At 70.2% G+C, this 17,119-nt stretch carries 19 protein-coding genes; 10 read left to right on the top strand and 9 right to left on the bottom strand.

Annotation, left to right across the window (positions count from 1 at the left end):
* Nucleotides 1–25 precede the first annotated feature (25 nt).
* A complete protein-coding gene (locus AC5RVZ_RS03255; RefSeq protein ID WP_494064335.1) occupies nucleotides 26–748 on the bottom strand; it encodes an NUDIX hydrolase in 723 nt (240 codons plus the stop codon).
* Nucleotides 749–807: 59 nt separating this feature from the next.
* On the opposite strand from AC5RVZ_RS03255, the gene AC5RVZ_RS03250 reads away from it, so the two are divergent.
* Complete coding sequence (locus AC5RVZ_RS03250; protein WP_494064334.1) at nucleotides 808–1,386, top strand: DUF2510 domain-containing protein; 579 nt, start codon at nucleotides 808–810, stop codon at nucleotides 1,384–1,386.
* On the opposite strand, the gene AC5RVZ_RS03245 is transcribed toward AC5RVZ_RS03250, so the two are convergent.
* Together AC5RVZ_RS03245 and AC5RVZ_RS03240 are read right to left on the bottom strand one after the other, a co-directional pair.
* A complete protein-coding gene (locus tag AC5RVZ_RS03245) occupies nucleotides 1,377–1,616 on the bottom strand; it encodes a hypothetical protein (RefSeq protein ID WP_494064333.1) in 240 nt (79 codons plus the stop codon). The genes AC5RVZ_RS03250 and AC5RVZ_RS03245 overlap by 10 nt on opposite strands.
* Nucleotides 1,617–1,630: 14 nt before the next feature.
* Nucleotides 1,631–2,473, bottom strand: a complete 843-nt coding sequence (locus tag AC5RVZ_RS03240) for an SDR family oxidoreductase (RefSeq protein ID WP_494064332.1) — start codon at nucleotides 2,471–2,473, stop codon at nucleotides 1,631–1,633.
* A gap of 246 nt (nucleotides 2,474–2,719) precedes the next feature.
* Here AC5RVZ_RS03240 and AC5RVZ_RS03235 point away from each other — a divergent pair, with 246 nt between their 5' ends.
* From AC5RVZ_RS03235 to AC5RVZ_RS03205, 7 genes are all read left to right on the top strand, one after another.
* Nucleotides 2,720–3,721 (top strand): aggregation-promoting factor C-terminal-like domain-containing protein, encoded by a 1,002-nt coding sequence (locus tag AC5RVZ_RS03235; RefSeq protein WP_494064331.1) that lies wholly within the window; start codon nucleotides 2,720–2,722, stop codon nucleotides 3,719–3,721.
* Nucleotides 3,722–3,894: 173 nt separating this feature from the next.
* The gene (locus AC5RVZ_RS03230) at nucleotides 3,895–4,752 is read left to right on the top strand and encodes a MetQ/NlpA family ABC transporter substrate-binding protein (RefSeq protein WP_494064330.1); all 858 of its coding nucleotides are present in this window, start codon (nucleotides 3,895–3,897) and stop codon (nucleotides 4,750–4,752) included.
* The gene (locus AC5RVZ_RS03225; RefSeq protein WP_494064329.1) at nucleotides 4,749–5,804 is read left to right on the top strand and encodes a methionine ABC transporter ATP-binding protein; all 1,056 of its coding nucleotides are present in this window, start codon (nucleotides 4,749–4,751) and stop codon (nucleotides 5,802–5,804) included. The genes AC5RVZ_RS03230 and AC5RVZ_RS03225 overlap by 4 nt, the downstream gene beginning before the upstream one ends.
* Nucleotides 5,801–6,469 carry a methionine ABC transporter permease gene (locus tag AC5RVZ_RS03220; RefSeq protein ID WP_494064328.1) on the top strand — a complete coding sequence of 223 codons (669 nt, stop codon included), beginning with the start codon at nucleotides 5,801–5,803 and terminating at the stop codon, nucleotides 6,467–6,469. The genes AC5RVZ_RS03225 and AC5RVZ_RS03220 overlap by 4 nt, the downstream gene beginning before the upstream one ends.
* A complete protein-coding gene (locus tag AC5RVZ_RS03215; protein ID WP_494064327.1) occupies nucleotides 6,466–7,638 on the top strand; it encodes an aminotransferase class I/II-fold pyridoxal phosphate-dependent enzyme in 1,173 nt (390 codons plus the stop codon). The genes AC5RVZ_RS03220 and AC5RVZ_RS03215 overlap by 4 nt, the downstream gene beginning before the upstream one ends.
* Nucleotides 7,638–8,117, top strand: coding sequence for an S-ribosylhomocysteine lyase (locus tag AC5RVZ_RS03210; RefSeq protein ID WP_494064326.1), 480 nt, complete (start codon nucleotides 7,638–7,640; stop codon nucleotides 8,115–8,117). Before AC5RVZ_RS03215 ends, AC5RVZ_RS03210 begins: the two co-directional genes overlap by 1 nt.
* Before the next feature lie 78 nt (nucleotides 8,118–8,195).
* Nucleotides 8,196–9,230, top strand: a complete 1,035-nt coding sequence (locus AC5RVZ_RS03205; protein ID WP_494064325.1) for an isopenicillin N synthase family dioxygenase — start codon at nucleotides 8,196–8,198, stop codon at nucleotides 9,228–9,230.
* A 30-nt stretch (nucleotides 9,231–9,260) separates the two neighbouring features.
* Here the strand turns inward: AC5RVZ_RS03205 and AC5RVZ_RS03200 are convergent, their stop codons facing one another.
* From AC5RVZ_RS03200 to AC5RVZ_RS03175, 6 genes are all read right to left on the bottom strand, one after another.
* Nucleotides 9,261–10,136, bottom strand: a complete 876-nt coding sequence (locus tag AC5RVZ_RS03200) for an alpha/beta fold hydrolase (protein WP_494064324.1) — start codon at nucleotides 10,134–10,136, stop codon at nucleotides 9,261–9,263.
* Nucleotides 10,137–10,152: 16 nt separating this feature from the next.
* Entirely contained in the window at nucleotides 10,153–11,454 is a 1,302-nt protein-coding gene (locus tag AC5RVZ_RS03195) for a M18 family aminopeptidase (RefSeq protein WP_494064323.1), read from the bottom strand.
* 101 nt (nucleotides 11,455–11,555) lie between these two features.
* The gene (locus AC5RVZ_RS03190; RefSeq protein ID WP_494064322.1) at nucleotides 11,556–11,900 is read right to left on the bottom strand and encodes a DUF2200 domain-containing protein; all 345 of its coding nucleotides are present in this window, start codon (nucleotides 11,898–11,900) and stop codon (nucleotides 11,556–11,558) included.
* Between the two features lie 127 nt (nucleotides 11,901–12,027).
* The gene (locus tag AC5RVZ_RS03185; protein ID WP_494064321.1) at nucleotides 12,028–13,299 is read right to left on the bottom strand and encodes an HNH endonuclease signature motif containing protein; all 1,272 of its coding nucleotides are present in this window, start codon (nucleotides 13,297–13,299) and stop codon (nucleotides 12,028–12,030) included.
* Nucleotides 13,300–13,416: 117 nt separating this feature from the next.
* A complete protein-coding gene (locus AC5RVZ_RS03180; protein ID WP_494064320.1) occupies nucleotides 13,417–13,878 on the bottom strand; it encodes a hypothetical protein in 462 nt (153 codons plus the stop codon).
* Between the two features lie 84 nt (nucleotides 13,879–13,962).
* A complete protein-coding gene (locus AC5RVZ_RS03175; RefSeq protein WP_494064319.1) occupies nucleotides 13,963–14,826 on the bottom strand; it encodes a helix-turn-helix transcriptional regulator in 864 nt (287 codons plus the stop codon).
* 100 nt (nucleotides 14,827–14,926) lie between these two features.
* Here AC5RVZ_RS03175 and AC5RVZ_RS03170 point away from each other — a divergent pair, with 100 nt between their 5' ends.
* Together AC5RVZ_RS03170 and AC5RVZ_RS03165 are read left to right on the top strand one after the other, a co-directional pair.
* On the top strand, nucleotides 14,927–15,694 hold the full coding sequence (locus AC5RVZ_RS03170) for an SDR family oxidoreductase (RefSeq protein WP_494064318.1): 768 nt from the start codon (nucleotides 14,927–14,929) through the stop codon (nucleotides 15,692–15,694).
* A 231-nt stretch (nucleotides 15,695–15,925) separates the two neighbouring features.
* A complete protein-coding gene (locus tag AC5RVZ_RS03165) occupies nucleotides 15,926–17,113 on the top strand; it encodes a MalY/PatB family protein (protein ID WP_494064317.1) in 1,188 nt (395 codons plus the stop codon).
* Nucleotides 17,114–17,119: the final 6 nt, after the last annotated feature.

The raw sequence follows: 17,119 nt of genomic DNA, 5'->3' as shown, positions 1-17,119 counted from the left end.
GCTTGCGCTCGGCCGCCACCGGCGCTTAGACGGGCGGCAGCGGCAGCTCTCGCGTGTCGTCCCACGGCTCGGTCCAGCCGAGCCGGTCGAACAGTCCGTCGAGCAGCATCCCGGTGAAGCCCCACACCAGATGAGCGCCGCTGTCGTGGCGGACGAGGAATCCGGGGCCGCGCCACTCCTGACCGTCGCGCCGGATCACCGTGACGCCGCGGTTCGCGGGATCGAGCAGGTCCGCGACGGGCGCCCGGAACACGGCGGCGGACTCGGCGACGTCGACCACGCGAACCGGGGACGGACGCCGCCACCACGCCAGCACCGGGGTCACCACATGCAGGGAATAGGCCAGCGGCACGTCCTCGAGCGTGCCGAGGACGTCGACGCCGGCCGGATCGAGCCCCGTCTCCTCGCGCGCCTCGCGCAGCGCCGCGCCGATGGGACCGTCGTCCCCGGGATCGACGCGCCCGCCTGGGAAAGCGACCTGACCCGGGTGAGCGCGCAGCGTGGTCGCGCGCGCCAGGAGGAGGACGTCGAGGTCGCGCGACACCGCGGTGGCGGAGGCGTCGTGGTCGCTCGCGAGCCCATCCAGCACGCCGAAGAGGATGAGAACGGCCGCGGAGCGGGAGTTCTCCGCCGTCGGAAGTCCGGCGAACGCGCGGAAGCCTTGCGCGCCCCGCGCGGCCGACGCTGCCGCGACGAGCGCTGTCAGCTGCGCGCGGGCGCCCTGTGGGGCGAGGTCGTCGGGGGCCACCCGTTCAGATTAGAGCGATCGCCTGACACCGTGTCGCCGACCGGAACTACGCTTCCTGCATGGGCACGCAACCGCCCGCCGGATGGTACGACGACGGCACCGGCAAGCACCGGTGGTGGACCGGCACCCGGTGGACCGAGGAGTACATCGACCTGCATGAGGCCGCGGTCGAGCTCCATCGCGATGCCGGCCCGGTGCCGACCACGGCGGCGCCGGCCGGCTGGTACGACGACCAGCGCGGCCGACACCGCTGGTGGGACGGGCGGCAGTGGACCACCGCCGTGCGGTACAGCGGCGAGGAGCAGGAGTTCGCGGGCGTCACGATCGACGGCCGATGGGTGCATTTCCGCGACCTGAGCCTGCCGGTCGGCGACGTCGAGGCTTCCGTCGAGACGGGCGACGCCCTCCTGCGGCGGCCGGCCTTCACCCGCACCGCCGTCGAGCGTCGCCTGTTCGGGGCATCCGGGCCGATCACGCCCCGCACACTCAACCGCGCCATCGACCGCGCCCACGCCTACCTCGTGATCACCGGGCGGGAGCAGGTGTGGGTCTCACGCTCCCCCGATGGGCAGGATGCCGCCGCCCGGCGCTTCGCGACCTGGGTCAACACCAGCGCTCAGCACTACCGCTACGGCTGACTGATCTCGCCCGCCGCGATCGCGTCGGCGTACTTGCGCAGGTCCGGCCCCGGCTCGTAGTCGATGAAGCGATCCTTCAGCCGAGCGTTGAGCGCGGCGAACGCTTCGTCGGACGACCTTCCGCCGTGCGTCTTGGCGACCTCGAGCACGGCCTCGCGCAGCACGTTGTCAGCGTCCTGAAGGATCTTTTCCCTGGCGGGCTCGTTCCAAGCGATGTCCGAGATGTCCATGGTGCTCTCCTGTCTCAGAGGATCGGCTTGCCGCCGGTCACCGCGATGCGGGCACCGGAGACGTAGCTGGCTTCGTCGGAGGCGAGCATGACGTACACGGGCGCCAACTCGGCCGGCTGGGCGGCGCGTCCGAGCGGCACCTGCTGTCCGAACTGCTCCACCTTCTCCTCGGGCATCGTCGCGGGGATGAGCGGCGTCCACACCGGGCCGGGAGCGACGCTGTTGGCGCGGATGCCCTTCTCGGCCAGCAGCTGCGCGAGCGAGGCCATGATGCTGGCGATCGCGGCCTTCGTCGCCGCGTACGGCAGCAGGGTCGGCGAGGGCTGGTCGGAGTTCACCGACGACGAGCCGATGATCGATGCGCCGGGCTTCAGGTGCGGCAGCGCGGCCTTCACGAGGTGGAACAGCGCGTCCACGTTGGTCGCCCAGGTGTAGTCCCACTCCTCGTCGGAGACCTCCTCGAGCGTGGGGTGATCCATCTGGAAGGCCGCATTGCTGACGAGGATGTCGAGTCCGCCCAGGTGCTCGACAGTCTGGGCGACGATCTGGCGGCAGTGTTCGGGGTCGGAGATGTCCCCGGGAAGCAGCACGCAGCGGCGACCGGCCTCTTCCACCCACCGGCGTGCCTCCTCGGCGTCCTCGTGCTCGTCGAGGTAGCTGATGGCGACATCGGCCCCTTCCCGCGCGTATGCGAGCGCGACGGCCTTGCCGATGCCGCTGTCACCGCCGGTGATCAGCGCCACTTTCCCCTCGAGCCGCCCCGATCCGCGGTAGCTGTTCTCGCCGTAGTCGGGCTTGGGCTGCATCTCCTGATCGGTGCCCGGCACGTCCTGCTGCTGCGGGGGCTGATTCGACATGAGTCGTCCTTTCGCATCGGTCTCTGATGACGTTCGTGTCACGACTCCACTCGTTCTCGGATGATCGCGCAGCGGGGTTGACACGAGGTTTCCTGCGACTCGCCCGTCCTCTCGTTCACACCGGGCGTCCAGAAAACGCACCGGAACCGTCCAGACGGACCCGATTGACTCGGGGACTTGTGTCCGACCCGAACGGACGCACGGCGCCGCTCGGCCGGCGCGGATCTCGATACGGAACCGGTTTTCATGCGCTCGAACACGTCTTTGGTCCCCAACCGCCGCACCCTCCGCGAGGCTCAGCGCCGCACACGGCGCCGGCCCGCTCTGGTCGCCTCGACCCTCGCCGTGGCGGTCGCCGCCACCGTCGGCTTGGCCGCGACCGGACCTGTCGCCCACGCCGAGGCATCCCCGGCGACGCCGAGGAGCATCGCCCTGGCGTCGTTCACTCCGACGACCGATCCCGTCGCCACGGTCAGCTCGGGCGGCACGGACGAGATCTCCACAGCGGTCCGCGAGGCGCTGGATGCGGCCGAACAGGCGATCGCCCAGGCCGCCACCGTGACCACCGACATCCAGGCCTCGGGCCTGGATGTCGGCGACCCCGATCCGACCGTCGACACCGCCGAGCTGGAAGCGGCCGTCGACCGCCTGGAGAGCGCCGAGCTGCTGCCGGCGCCGCTGGTGCCCGATATCGCGGAGGACGTCACGGCGGCCGTCTCGACGGTGGGCGAGCGTGTGGCGGGCCTTCGCGGCAGCCTCGACGCCGCTCTCGCGCTGAAGGCCGAGCAGGAAGCCGCTGCCGAGCGTGCCCGCCAGGAGGCCGAGGCGAAGGCCGCGGCCGAGGCGAAGGCCGCCGAAGAGGCCGCCGCGGCGAAGCAGACCTCTCAGCAGCGCTCGTCGGCGCCGGCACCGGTCTACACCGGAGGCGGCGGTCCCGGCATGAGCCCGGCCGACGCGCAGGCGGCGGCACGCGGGATGCTCGCGGGCTACGGCTGGGGCGACGACCAGTTCTCGTGCCTGGTGTCGCTGTGGAACAAGGAGTCCGGCTGGAACTACCGCGCCTCCAACCCGTCCAGCGGTGCGTACGGCATCCCGCAGGCCCTTCCCGGCAGCAAGATGTCCAGCGCCGGCGCCGACTGGCAGACCAACGCGGTGACGCAGATCTCGTGGGGTCTGGGCTACATCTCGGGCCGTTACGGCTCGCCGTGCGGCGCATGGGGTCACTCCCAGTCCAACGGCTGGTACTGAGCCACCACCGTTTCCACGACGCGGGGCCGCCTGGGCGGCCCCGCGTCGTCGTCTACGCACACTGTTGCCCTTTGTAACGTCCGAATCGACGCGACGACGGCGCCCCTTCTAGCGTGAGTCCGCGCGCAGCACCCGTCCGCGCGCGTCCGCCACTCACAGCACGAAGAGGACACATGCGCTTCACCCGCAAGGCTCTGATCGCCGCCACCGCGGCCGCCGCTCTCGCCGTCTCGCTCAGCGCATGCAGCGGCGGCTCGTCCGCGCCCCAGGCAGCCGCTGACGGCGACGCCGCCGACAAGACGGACATCAGGATCGGCTTCAACCCCGGCCCGTATCGCGAGATGTTCGAGGGTGGCATCCAGCCGATCCTCGAGAACGAGGGCTACACCGTCGAGGCCGTGGAGTTCACCGACGGGATCGTCGTCAACGTCGCCGTCGACAGCGGCGAGATCGACGCCAACATCATGCAGCACCCGGTGTACATGGAGTTCGTGAACGCACAGGAGGGCATCGACAACGCCGCCCTCGTGCAGATCCCGACGCCGCGCATGGGCCTGTTCGGCGGCAAGAAGTCCTCGCTCGACGACGTCGCCGACGGCTCGACCGTCACCGTCCCGAACTCGCCGGCCAACCTCTACCGCGGCCTGCTGATCCTTCGCGAGGTGGGCTGGATCGACTTCGACGACGTCGAGGACCCCAACACCGCCGATCTGTCGATCATCACCGACAACCCGCACAACCTGAACATCACCCCCATCGAGAACGCGCAGCAGGTCCCGGCGCTGCAGGATGTCGACTACGCCACGATCCAGGGCAACTTCATCGTCTCGGGCGGCCTCGACTACGACGACGCACTGGCCCTGGAAGACCAGCCGGTCGAGTTCTCGAACGTCGTGACGGTGCGCTCGGAGGATGTCGAGAGCGACTGGGCGCAGGCGATCAAGGCCGCCTACGAGTCCCCGGAGTTCGTCGAGTACATCACCTCGAACGCGCAGTACGACGGCTACAACCTGCCGGAATGGTTCGAGTGAGTCCATCCGGACCGGCCGCGGGATCAGGCGCCGGAGCGGGACGCATCGTCTTCGACGACGTCTCGAAGGCCTTCCCGGGAAGGGCCGCCTCGACGGCGGCCCTTCGCGGCGTCTCGATCGACGTCGCGCCGGGCACCATCTTCGGCGTCATCGGCTACAGCGGCGCCGGCAAATCCACGCTGATCCGGATGGTCAACGGGCTCGAGCAGCCCACGACCGGGCGCGTGGTGGTCGACGGGGTCGACATCGGCGCGCTGCGCGGCGCCGCTCTGCGGGCCGCGCAGAAGCACACCGGCATGATCTTCCAGCAGTTCAACATCCTGGCGACCGTGCGCGTGCGCGACAACGTGGCCCTGCCGCTGCGCCTGGACGGCGTCGGCAAGGCCGAAGCCCGCGCGCGGGCCGATGAGGTCCTCGACTTCGTCGGCCTGAGCGCCAAGGCCGACAGCTTCCCCGGGGAGCTCTCCGGCGGCCAGAAGCAGCGCGTCGGGATCGCACGGGCACTCGCCCGGAACCCCCGCATCCTCCTGGCCGACGAGGCGACGAGCGCGCTGGATCCGACCACGACGGCGCAGATCATCGATCTGCTCCGTCGGGTCAATCGCGAGTACGGCACCACGATCCTCGTCGTGACCCATGAGATGGATGTCATCAAGGACCTCGCCCACCAGGTGGCCGTGATGGCCGCGGGCGAGGTCGTCGAGCAGGGTTCCGTGCTCGACACGTTCCTCCGACCTCGCACGGGCGTGGCCCGCGACTTCGTGTCGACCGTCGTGCCCCAGGCCGTCCCGGATCGGGTGGTCGCGCACCTGGGCGGCGAGGGCCTGTGGCGTCTGCTGCTGCTGGACGACGAGGTGACCCAGCCGCTGGTGTCGGACCTCATCACCGACATCGGCGTGCAGGTGAACATGCTTCACGCCGACATGACCGAGATCCAGGAGCACACCGTGGGGCAGATGATCGTGAAGGTCACCGGCGCCCCCGAGAGGATCGCGGCCGCCCGACGGTTCCTCGCCGAACGGGTCGTGCACCTCGAGGAGCTCGTGGCATGAACGGCGACCAGTTCACGCTCATCACGCCCGAGATCTATCTCAAGGCGCTCGGCGAGACGCTGCAGATGCTCGGCATCGCGCTGCTGCTCGGGTCGGTCCTCGGCATCCTCATCGGCACGGTGCTCGCCGTCACGAGCCCCGGCGGCGTGCTGCCGAACCGGCCGGTGAACCTCATCCTCGGCGCCATCGTCAACATCCTCCGGTCGCTGCCGTTCATCGTGCTGCTCGTGGCGATCCTGCCTTTCACCCGGCTGCTGGTGGGCACGAGCATCGGCGTGTGGGCGGCGATCGTGCCGCTCACCGTGATGATCGCCCCGTACATCGGGCGGCTGGTCGAGAACTCCCTCCTCGAGGTGCCGCAGGGCGTGATCGAGGCGGCGCGGTCCATGGGCGCCACTCCCCTGCAGATCTTCCGGCGGTTCCTGCTTCCGGAGGCCCGCAGCTCGCTCATCCTCGCCGTCACGATCGCCACCGTCGGTCTCATCGACGCCACCGCGATGGCAGGCACGGTCGGCGCCGGCGGCATCGGCGACCTGGCGCTGTCGTACGGCTACCAGCGGTACGACGGCTTCGCCATGGTGGTCACCTGCGTCACCCTGATCCTGCTCGTGCAGGGGATCCAGACCTTCGGCTCGGCGGTCGCCCGCCGATACCGGAGGCGATGACCGTGGTCGCCTTCACACCGGCGGAGCGCGTGCGAGCGCTGCCGCCGAACTTCTGGGGAGCGATGGACCGCGAGATCGCGAGACTGTCGGCCCTCCCCGGCCCCCGCATGATCGACGTGTCCAAGGGCAATCCCGACCTTCCGACGCCCGAGCACATCGTGGCGGCGATGCAGCAGGCCGTGGCAGACCCTGCCAACCACCGGTACCCGTCCTACGCCGGTCGGCCGGCGCTGCGGGATGCCGTCGCCCGGCGCTATCGGGACGATCACGGCGTCGCACTCGACCCCGACGCGGATGTCGCGATCTTCCACGGGTCTCACGAAGGTCTGATGGCGGCGGTGCTCTCGCTCGCCGATCCCGGTTCGACGGTCGTCCTTCCCGATCCGGGCTACCCGGCGTACGCTTCCGCGGCGCAGCTCGCGCAGGCCGAGATCGCGACCCTGCCCCTGCGCGAAGATGACCACCAGCCCGACTTCGCCGTCCTCGACGGCCTCGCGAGGGCCCGTGTGCTGGTGCTGAACTACCCGAACAACCCGACCGGTGCCCTCGCGACGCCCGCGACCTTCCACGGGGCGGTGGCGTTCGCGCAGCGGACGGATGCGGCGTTCGTGCACGACTTCGCGTACGCGTCGCTGGGGTTCGACGGCCGCCGTCCGCTGTCGGCGCTCGCGCTCGACCGGGAGCGCACGGTCGAGATCCAGACGCTGTCGAAGACGTACAGCATGGCCGGCTGGCGCGTCGGCTTCGCCGCGGGGAACCCGTCGCTCATCGGGGCGATGCGCGCCTACCAGGCGCATGCGTTCAGCACGATGTTCGGGGCGACGCAGGAGGCCGCCGCGGCCGCCCTTGCCGGCGACCAGGCGGCGGCATCCGAGCTCGTCGCGGTCTACCAGCGGCGGCGCGATGCGGTCGTGTCGGGATTGCGGGCGATCGGATGGGACGTCCAGGCGCCGGGCGGGACGTTCTTCGTGTGGCTGCGCGTGCCCGGCGAGGCGGACGCGGTCGCCTTCGCCCGCGCGCTGCGCGAGGAAGCTCGTGTCGCGGTCGCGCCCGGCGACGGGTTCGGACCCCGCGGACGCGGGCACATCCGCATCGGACTGGTCTCGGACGAAGAGACCCTGGCAGAGCTGATCGAACGCCTCGACGCGTTCACGAGAAGGAGGACCTGATGCCCGAGATCGAGAGCTTCACCCTCGACCACACCGCCGTCCTGGCGCCCTACGTCCGGCGGATCGGCGTCGAGCGCGGCCCCGCCGGAGACGCCATCACGAACTTCGACGTCCGGTTCGTGCAGCCCAACGAGGGCGAGATCCCCACGGCGGGCCTCCACACCCTCGAGCACCTGCTCGCGGGCCTGCTGCGTGACCGCATCGGCGGCGTCATCGACATCTCGCCCTTCGGATGCCGCACCGGGTTCCACCTCCTGATGTGGGGCGAGCCGCCGGTGGAGGACGTCGTCGCGGCGCTCACCGGCAGCCTCCGCTTCATCGCCGACGAGGCCGTGGAGGCCGACGTCCCCGGCGTCTCGGCGTTCTCCTGCGGCAATTACCGCGACCACTCGCTGCACTCCGCACGCGAGTGGGCCAAGGTGGTGCTCGATGAGGGTCTCAGCACGGATGCCTTCAGCCGCCGCGTCCTCAGCTCCTGAGGTCGCTCGGGGTCGGGGCATCCGTCACGGTCCGAAACAAACGGGGATCGCCGGCGGACACCGACGTAGCGTCGGATCATGACCACCACGCCGATCCCCGTTCTGGACCTCTCGTTGCTGGACCAGGGTTCCGAGGAGGCCGATCGGTTCCGGCAGGAGCTGCGGCGCGCGACGCACGAGGTGGGCTTCTTCACGCTGGTCGGGCACGGCATCCCGGAGGAGCTTCAGGACCGTCTGCTGCGGACCTCTCGCGCGTTCTTCGCCCTGCCCGAGGACGACAAGCTCGAAGTCGAGAATCTCCGCTCCCCCTACTTCCGCGGCTATGCCCGCGTCGGCGGCGAGCTGACGCAGGGCAAGGTCGACTGGCGTGAGCAGATCGACATCGGCCCCGGCCGTGAGGCTCGCGAGGTCGGTCCGGACGACCCGGCCTACCTGCGCCTCGACGGCCCGAATCAGTGGCCGAGCGCGCTGCCCGAGCTGCAGGGCGTGGTCGAGGAGTGGGAGGCGCGGCTCAGCGCCATCGGCCGCCGCCTGCTCTCGGCGTGGGCCGAGTCGCTCGGTGCCGACCCGGCGGCGCTGCTGGATCTGTTCGCCGAAGAGCCGTCGACGCACATCAAGATCGCCCGGTATCCCGGCAAGCCCGACAGCGACCCGTCTCGTCAGGGCGTCGGCAGCCACAAGGACGCCGGGATGCTGACGCTGCTGTGGATCGAACCCGGTGTGGGCGGCCTGCAGGTGGAGTACGAGGGCGAGTGGCACGACGTCCCGCCGCAGCAGGGGGCGCTCATCGTCAACATCGGCGAGCTGCTGGAGTGGGCGACCGACGGCTACCTGCGTGCCACTGTGCATCGTGTGCTGGCTCCGGCCGAGGGCAGCGAGCGCATCTCGGTCCCGTTCTTCTTCAACCCGCGGCTGGATGCCGAGGTGCCGCGGCTGGCCATCGCGCCGGAGTACCGCGCCGACGCCCGCGGCGTGGAGCAGGATCCGAGCAACGTCATCCGCGGCACGTACGGCGACAACCTGCTGAAGTATCGGCTGCGCGCGCACCCGGATGTCGCGGAGCGCCACCACGCGGATCTGCTGGCGCGTTCGGTGGAGACGGCCTCGGTCTGAGCCCACGCGTGCCCGGCGAGGACACCCCGGTCAGCCAAGGAACGCGGCGATCGCGCGGGCGACGGCCTCCGGCGCCTCCTCGGCCATGTGGTGACCGGAGTCGATGCCGTAGCCGGTGACCTCGTCCGCCCACTGGCGCCACACCGCGCGCGGGTCGCCGACCAGCTCTTCGAGATCGTCGCGCGTGGACCACAGCGACAGCACCGGCATCGCGAGACGGCGTCCGGCGGCGCGGTCGGCGCGTTCGAGGTCGGCGTCGACCGTGACGCCGGCTCGGTAGTCCTCGAGCATCGCGCGGATGACCCGCGGATCCCGCGTGGCGGCGCGGAACTCCTCGTGGTTGTCGGCTCCCATCACCGCGGCGTCGCCGCGGTACCAGGCATCCGGGTCGGCCCCGATGACCCGCTCGGGGATGTCGGCCTGTGCGTAGAAGAACCAGTGCCACCATCGCAGCGCGAAGCGGGTGCCGCCTTGGTCGAGGTGGTGCGTGATCGGCACGCCGTCGAAGACCCCCAGCGCGCGGACGCGATCGGGATGGTCGAGGGCGAGGCGGAAGGCGACGTAGCTGCCTCGGTCGTGTCCCATGACGGCGAACCGCTCGTAACCGAGGTGCGTCATCACCTCCGCCATGTCGCCGGCCACGGCGCGCTTCGAGTGCGCGCGGTGGTCTGCGGTCGGCGCCGGTCCGGCGGACCGCCCATAGCCGCGCAGGTCGGCGCACACCACCGCGTGACCGGCGTCGACGAGGAGCGGGGCGACGCGATGCCATGTCGCCGAGGTGCGGGGATGGCCGTGAAGGAGCAGCACCGGGTCGCGGGCACCGTGCTCGCCGCTCGCGCCACGATGACGGACGAGGATGCGTGCGTGCGCCGTGTCGACGAATTCCTCGGTGAACCCCTCGAACATGCCGTGTCCGGATTCCTCAGCCGCGGAAGTACATCTCGGCCACCCGGGTGAGATCCCACAGGTCGCTCACCCCGGCGAGCTCGCGGGCAGAATGCATGGAGAGGATGGGGATTCCGACGTCGACCGTCCGGATCCCGAGCCGGGTCGCCGTGATCGGTCCGATCGTCGAGCCGCAGGGCACCGCGTTGTTCGAGACGAACTCCTGGCTCTCGACGCCCGCGAGCGCACACCAGCCGTTCCAGGCGGCTGCGCCTTCGGCATCCGTCGCGTAGCGCTGGTTCGCGTTGATCTTGAGGATGGGGCCGGAGCCGAGGACGGGCCGGACCACCGGGTCGTGCTTCTCCGGGTAGTTCGGGTGCACGGAGTGGCCGACGTCGCTCGAGACGCACCACGATCCGGCGAGGGCGCGCAGCTGCTGCTCGCGATCGGCGCCGAGCGCGACCTGCACCCGCTCGATCACGTCGGCGAGGAACGGCCCGGCGGCCCCGGACCGGGTCGCCGAGCCGACCTCCTCGTGGTCGAAGACCGCGAGCATCGCGATGTGGTCGGCGTCGTGGCCATCCGCGGCGCGTTCGAGCGCGACGACGCCGGCGTGCACCGACGCCAGGTCGTCGAGTCGTCCGGCCGCGAAGAAGACGTCGTCTAGCCCGAAGGTCGCGCCGCGCGCGGCGTCCGCGGTGACGATGTCATACCCGCGGATACGTGCCGCGTCGATGCCGGCCGCACTCGCGAGTTCCGCGAGCAGGTCCGCTGATTCGGCGTCGCCCAGTCCCCACACGGGCTGCGTGTGCGCCTGCTTGTCGAGGGCGAGGTGGTCGTTGGCGCTGCGGTCGAGGTGGATCGCGAGCTGGGGCAGACGCAGCAGCGGACCCGTCGCAGCCAGGACGCTCGTGCCGTCGTCGAGCACGAGGCGGCCGGCGAGACGCAGCTCGCGGTCGAGCCACGAGTTCAGGAGCGGTCCCCCGTAGATCTCGACGCCCGCCTGCAGCCAGCCGAGTCGGCCCGTCGTCGGCTGGGGCTTCAGTTTGAAGCCGGGCGAGTCGCTGTGGGCGCCGAACACGCGCACCGGTGTCTCGGCGGTCGCCGATGACGGAACGACCCACGCGATGACGGCCCCATCTCGGAGAACGACGAATCGCCCTCCCGCCGGCGCGGGCCAGTGCTCGCCCTCGTCGAGTCGTGTGAACCCGACGCGCTCGAGGCGCGCGGCGACTTCGGCTGCGGCGTGGAAGCTGGATGGGGACGCCTCGACGAACGCCGCGAGGTCTTCGGCGTGAGCGAGCGCGTCGGGTGCGGTGCGCGAGGGCGCTTGGGGCACGGTCGAGCCTCCTGTGTCGAGGGACGGTGCTTCGATCGTAGTTCTGGCGACTATCGGGACTGGGGGCTGCCCGGCCGATCGGGTGTCTGGTGCACCGCCGCTCACGCGGTACGGAGGATCTTCTCCATCGGCTTGCCCTTCGCCAGTTCGTCGACGAGCTTGTCGAGGTAGCGGATCTTCTGCATGAGGGGGTCCTCGATGGTCTCGACGCGCATGCCGCAGACGACACCGGTGATGAGAGACGCGCTCGGGTTGAGGTCTGCGGCGGCGAAGAAGTCCTCGAAGCTCGTGTGCTCGTCGATGTGTCTTCGCAGCTCGGCGTCGTCGAAGCCCGTGAGCCACTGGATCACATGGTCGAGCTCCGCCTGCGAGCGCCCCTTGCGCTCCGCCTTCGTCACGTAGTGCGGGTAGACCGAGGCGAAGCTCGTGGTGAAGATCCGGTGCACGCCGTCAGCGTAGCGCCGCGCTACGGACGCCGCCTCCCCCGCCGAAAATGCTCTCCCCGGCCCGACGCTTCATCGTCGGCCGGCTGCCTTCCGCGCTGGTCAGGACTCGGTCGTGATGGGCGACGCGTCAGAAGGGGGCGTCACCAGCGTGGGATGGCCGGAACACCGGCACTGGTCGTTCCGGCTGCACCACGTACTGTCGCCCCGCCGGCGAGGTCCACTCCAAGGCGCCACCGCTGTCGGGCACCTGTCTCACCCGCCATCCGCCGTGGTGCTTGACAGTGTGGTGCCCTTTGCAGAGAGGCGCGAGATTGTCGAGCGAGGTGTGGCCGCCGTCCTCCCATGCGATCGTGTGATCGATCTCGCATCGGCTGGCCGGGATGCCGCATCCGGGTGCCATGCACCTGTCGGCACGCCATTTCGCGATCCGCGCCAGCGCGGCGGGCGGCCGGTACTGCTCCCGGCCCACCGAGAGGACGGCGCCGGTCCCAGGATGGGTGAGGACCCGCATCCAGCCGTCTGCGCTGCCGCACAGTTCCTTTGCACGAGCGAGCGGAATCGGCCCGACCCCCTCCACGACGGCCGGCGCCAGGCCGGCGGCATCCCGTTCCGCATCCCCTGTCGCCAACAGCGCAAGTGCGGGCACGGTGACGACCACGGTGGCTTTGATTCCGCGGGATTCGGGCGTGCGATACGACGTCTCGCCGTCGATGAGAAGATCGCACAGGACGTCCGCCCGCGCCTGGTGGAGGGTGCGGGTCTCGCTCTCATCGTTGAGAAGAGCCTTCGCCTCGGCGGTGATCCGCGTCTCGATCGCGCGAGCCTCGACCGATGGCACGTAGGCATGCAGCCATGACATGCCGTCGGCGTCCGGCTCCACGACGAATCGACGTGCCGAGAGCGCCTCTTCATGGCGCTGGGCGAGCGTGACGGCGCGAGCCGCGTCGATCATCTTCTTCAGCTCTCGACGGAAGCTGCCGACCGGATGCGCCTCGGCGAGGTCGATCGCTTCGGGGAGCAGCCGGTCGCGGAGGTCTGGCTCGAGTTGATCGAACCCGTCCACGAGCAGCTCCGCATGCTGCTGAGTCATCCGGGCCAGCCGGAAGGAGGCCATGACGGCCGGGTAATCGTGCGTCAGCGCCGACGCATAGCGGATGAGCCGACCCGCCACGTGCTCGGTGATCCGCAGGCGTGCGGCCAGCTCCAAGCGGACGCCCCGCTCGATCACCTCGGTGAGTTCTCGTCCATGACGAGCGGCATCGGCGAGCGCCTCGCGGCGGAGGACGTCGATCTTGTGCAGCCGGCGGGCTGCCAGGGACGTCATCATCACGTCCGCCTCGGCGACTTCGTCCAGCGCGTCCAGCATCCCTGAGTGCGGATGCGCCGGTACGTCGAACATGATTCGACTTTAGAACATATGTACGACATTCCTCGTGCGCGGTCGGCGACGGTGGGAATGCAGCACCGCGTTCATCCGGTGGAGGAGTCGTGTGCGGGACCGCCGTGGCGCCCTCCCTCAGTCGGCGAGCGTCTCCTGCCACAGGTCTCGCAGCCGCCGGTTGGGCTCAGGGGCGATCCTGTTGCCGGACCGGAACTGGAACCGCCACGCGACCTCGGGCACGACCACCTCGAGCAGGTCGCGCGGGATCCGGTGATCTTCCACGACCAGCCCGTCGAACGCGACGTCGACGAAGGTCGCCGGCTTGCGCGCGTCGGCGAAGTGAGCGTCCTGATAGGGGTCGGAGACGACCGTGCCGTGGCCTATGATCCCGTACGACCCACCCTGCCGCAGCAGCCAGGCGTCGGTGCCCAGGTCCACGGAGCGTCGCGAGCCGATCGACCACTGCGTCACGTAGGGCTCCCCGCCGCACACGCCCCTGACCACGTCGGCGTACGACCCCGGCCATTCATTCCAGAGATTCGGATTCCATCCCAGGATGATGCCCGCGTCGCGCCAGAACTCGGATGCCTCGGCCATCCGCCGACACTAACCCGTACGGTTCACGCTCGGCCCGGGTTGACTCGGTGTGCGAGCAGGTTCCCGTCTCACCGATCGGTGCGGCTACGGCGCCGCAGTCTTCTCGCCCGTGGCGAATCGCTGCACCCCGAGCACTCCCAGCAGCCGGATCCTCTCCTCGTCCTCGCTCCGCGGCTCCGGTGTCAGCACGAGCAGCGCCTGGGAACGGTCCTCGGTGAACAGGACCTGGCAGTCGACCTCGATCGGTCCGATCTCGGGGTGGACCAGGACCTTGTGGTCGGCGAAGCGCTGGGCGACCTCCTGCCGGTCCCACAGCTGCCGGAACTCCGCGCTTCGTTTCGACAGCTCTGCCACCAGCTCACCGGCCAGTGACGACGGCCCCATCGCCCCGTACGCCGCTCGAAGGCCCGCGACCAGCGCCCGGCTCTGACGCGGGCGGTCGTGCTCCGGGTAGCGGCGGCGTTCGGCATCCGGGTTCACGAACCAGCGCCACGGCTCGAACCGCTCCCAGCCCGACGCCCCCACGTGATCGCCGAGCAGCGCGGCTGCGAGCGGATTCTGCACGAGCGTCTCACCCAGATTCGAGATGATGAGCGCCGGAGTGTCGGAGAGGCGATCGAACACCCGCTGCAGCGCGGGTGCGACGTGTCCCGCGGGACGGAGGCGATCAGGAGCCGGCTGCCCCGCCATCCGGTAGAGATAGTCGCGCTCGTCGGCGGTGAGCCGCAGCGCCCGGGCGAGTGATGCGAGGATCTGCGTGCTGGGCTGAGGCCCCCGCTGCTGCTCGAGGCGGGTGTAGTAGTCCGCCGACATGAGGGCGAGTTGCGCGACCTCCTCGCGTCGCAGTCCGGGCGCACGCCGCCGCGCGCCGGAGCTCAGCCCGACGTCGGCCGGCTGCAGCCGCTCGCGGCGCGTGCGGAGGAACTCGGCGAGGGCTTCGCGATCCATGCACCCATCCTGCTCGCGCGGCGCCACGGCATCCAGGGATCGCCACTCCCCCGATCAGCGCTCTCTGGAGCGCCGTTCGCGCGGCTCGAAGACTCGGAGCATGCGAATCAGCGGAAACACCATCTTCATCCCCGGTGCCACCAGCGGCATCGGCCTGGCCCTCGCCGAGCGCCTGCACGAGGCCGGCAACACCGTCATCGTCGGCGGGCGCCGCCGGGAGCTGCTCGACGAGATCGCGGCGCAGCATCCCGGTATCGACACTGTTCGGATCGACACGACGGATGCCGCCTCCATCAGGGCCGCCGCATCCGAGGTCATCGCGCGACACCCGCATCTCAACGTGCTCGTGACGATGGCCGGGATCATGCGCCTCGAGGACTGGACGACTTCGGCCGGCTTCCTCGAGTCCGCCGAGGACACCGTGACGACCAATATCCTCGGCCCGATCCGCCTCATCGGGGCATTCATCGAGCAGCTGCGCCGGCAGCCGGATGCCACCATCATGACCGTCTCGTCCGGCCTCGCGTTCGCACCGCTGCGCGTCACGCCGAGCTACAACGCCAGCAAGGCCGCCATCCACATGCTGAGCGAGTCGCTGCGCCTCCAACTGGCCGGCACATCGGTGCGCGTCGTGGAACTCGAGCCGCCGTCGGTCGCCACCGACCTGCTGCCCGGCCAGCGCGGCAGCGCCTTCGCGATGCCGCTGGACGACTTCGCCGACGAGGTCATGCGGATCCTGCGCGACGATCCCGACGTGACGGAGGTGCAGGTCGAACGCGTGAAGTTCCTGCGATACGGCGAGGCGCGCGGCGACTACGCGACCGTCGTAGCGACGCTCAACGCGCACGACCCGCACGCGGCCGCATAACGGGAGGGTCGGAGCCGAACCGGCGAGCCCGCCGAGTGCAGATGCTCCCGCCCAGGGCACAGCTTCGTGACGGCGCGAAGCGTGCGCTCGGCGCCGTGTCGCCCACCGGACGTGCATGCGGCGTCGGGAGCCGTCGGTAGTGTCAGGACCCTACGCGTCGGCGTGGGAATGGCGGCGGGGTCGGCCGCCGTTGCCTCCAATGCCGACGCGCCTCCGACGGAAGGAAAACCCGTGCTGCAGCAGGACTTCGACGCCATCTCCGCCGCCGATCTCAGGGACGCCGGAAGCGTCAAGTGGACGATGTTCCCCGACACGATCGGCGCCTTCGTCGCCGAGATGGACTTCGGTCTGGCGCCCGCCGTCAACGGGGCGCTGAAGGCGGCTCTCGACCGCGGACTGACCGGATATCTGCCTCAGCAGGTCGCTCGTGACATGTCGGAGGCGACCGCCTCCTGGTACACCGACAGCTACGGATGGGCGGTGCCTGCCGAGCGGGTGCACCACGTTCCCGACGTCATCGCCGCCTTCGAGCTCGCGCTCGAGAAGTTCACCGCGCCGGGCAGCGCCGTGATCGTTCCCACGCCGGCGTACATGCCGTTCCTGTTCGTGCCGAAGCTGCACGGGCGCGAGGTGATCGAGGTGCCGAGCATCGAGGTCGACGGACGCATGGCGATGAACCTCGAGGCTATCGCCCGCGCCTTCGACGAGGGCGCCGGGATGGTCGTCCTGTGCAACCCGCACAATCCGCTCGGCACCGTGTTCCGCCGCGACGAGCTCCTCGCCCTCGCCGATGTCGTCGCCGCGAAGGGAGGGCGCGTGTTCTCCGACGAGATCCACGCGCCGATCGTCTATCGACCCGCACAGCACATCCCCTACGCATCCGTGTCGGAACAGGCGGCGTCCCACACCATCACCGCGGCATCCGCCTCGAAGGCGTGGAACCTCGCGGGCCTGAAGTGTGCGCAGGTGATCCTGTCGAACGACGCCGATGCCGAGGCCTGGGAATCCTTCGGCATGTGGGCCGGACACGGCACCTCGACGCTCGGCGTCCTGGCGAACACGGCGGCGTACTCCGCCGGCGCCCAATGGCTCGACAACGTCGTGGACTACCTCGACGGCAACCGTCGTCTGCTGGCCGACCTGGTCGCGGAGCACCTGCCGCGCGCCCGCATGACCCTTCCGGAGGGCACCTACATCGCACTCATCGACTTCCGCGACTACGGATTGGAAGGCGATCTGGGCGAGTGGTTCCGCGAGAACGCCGGCGTCGCGATGACCGACGGCGCCGCGTGCGGCGAGGCCGCGATCGGTCACACCCGCTTCGTGTTCGCTCTCCCTCGCCCGCTGCTGCGGGAAGCCGTCCTGCGCATGGGGCGGGCGCTCGACGCGCACATGGAGGAGCGCGAAGCCGCCGCGTAGTGAGGT

The sequence above is a fragment of the Arthrobacter sp. Cza30 genome (assembly GCF_059090765.1).
This window is presented reverse-complemented; position numbering and strand designations above follow the sequence as displayed.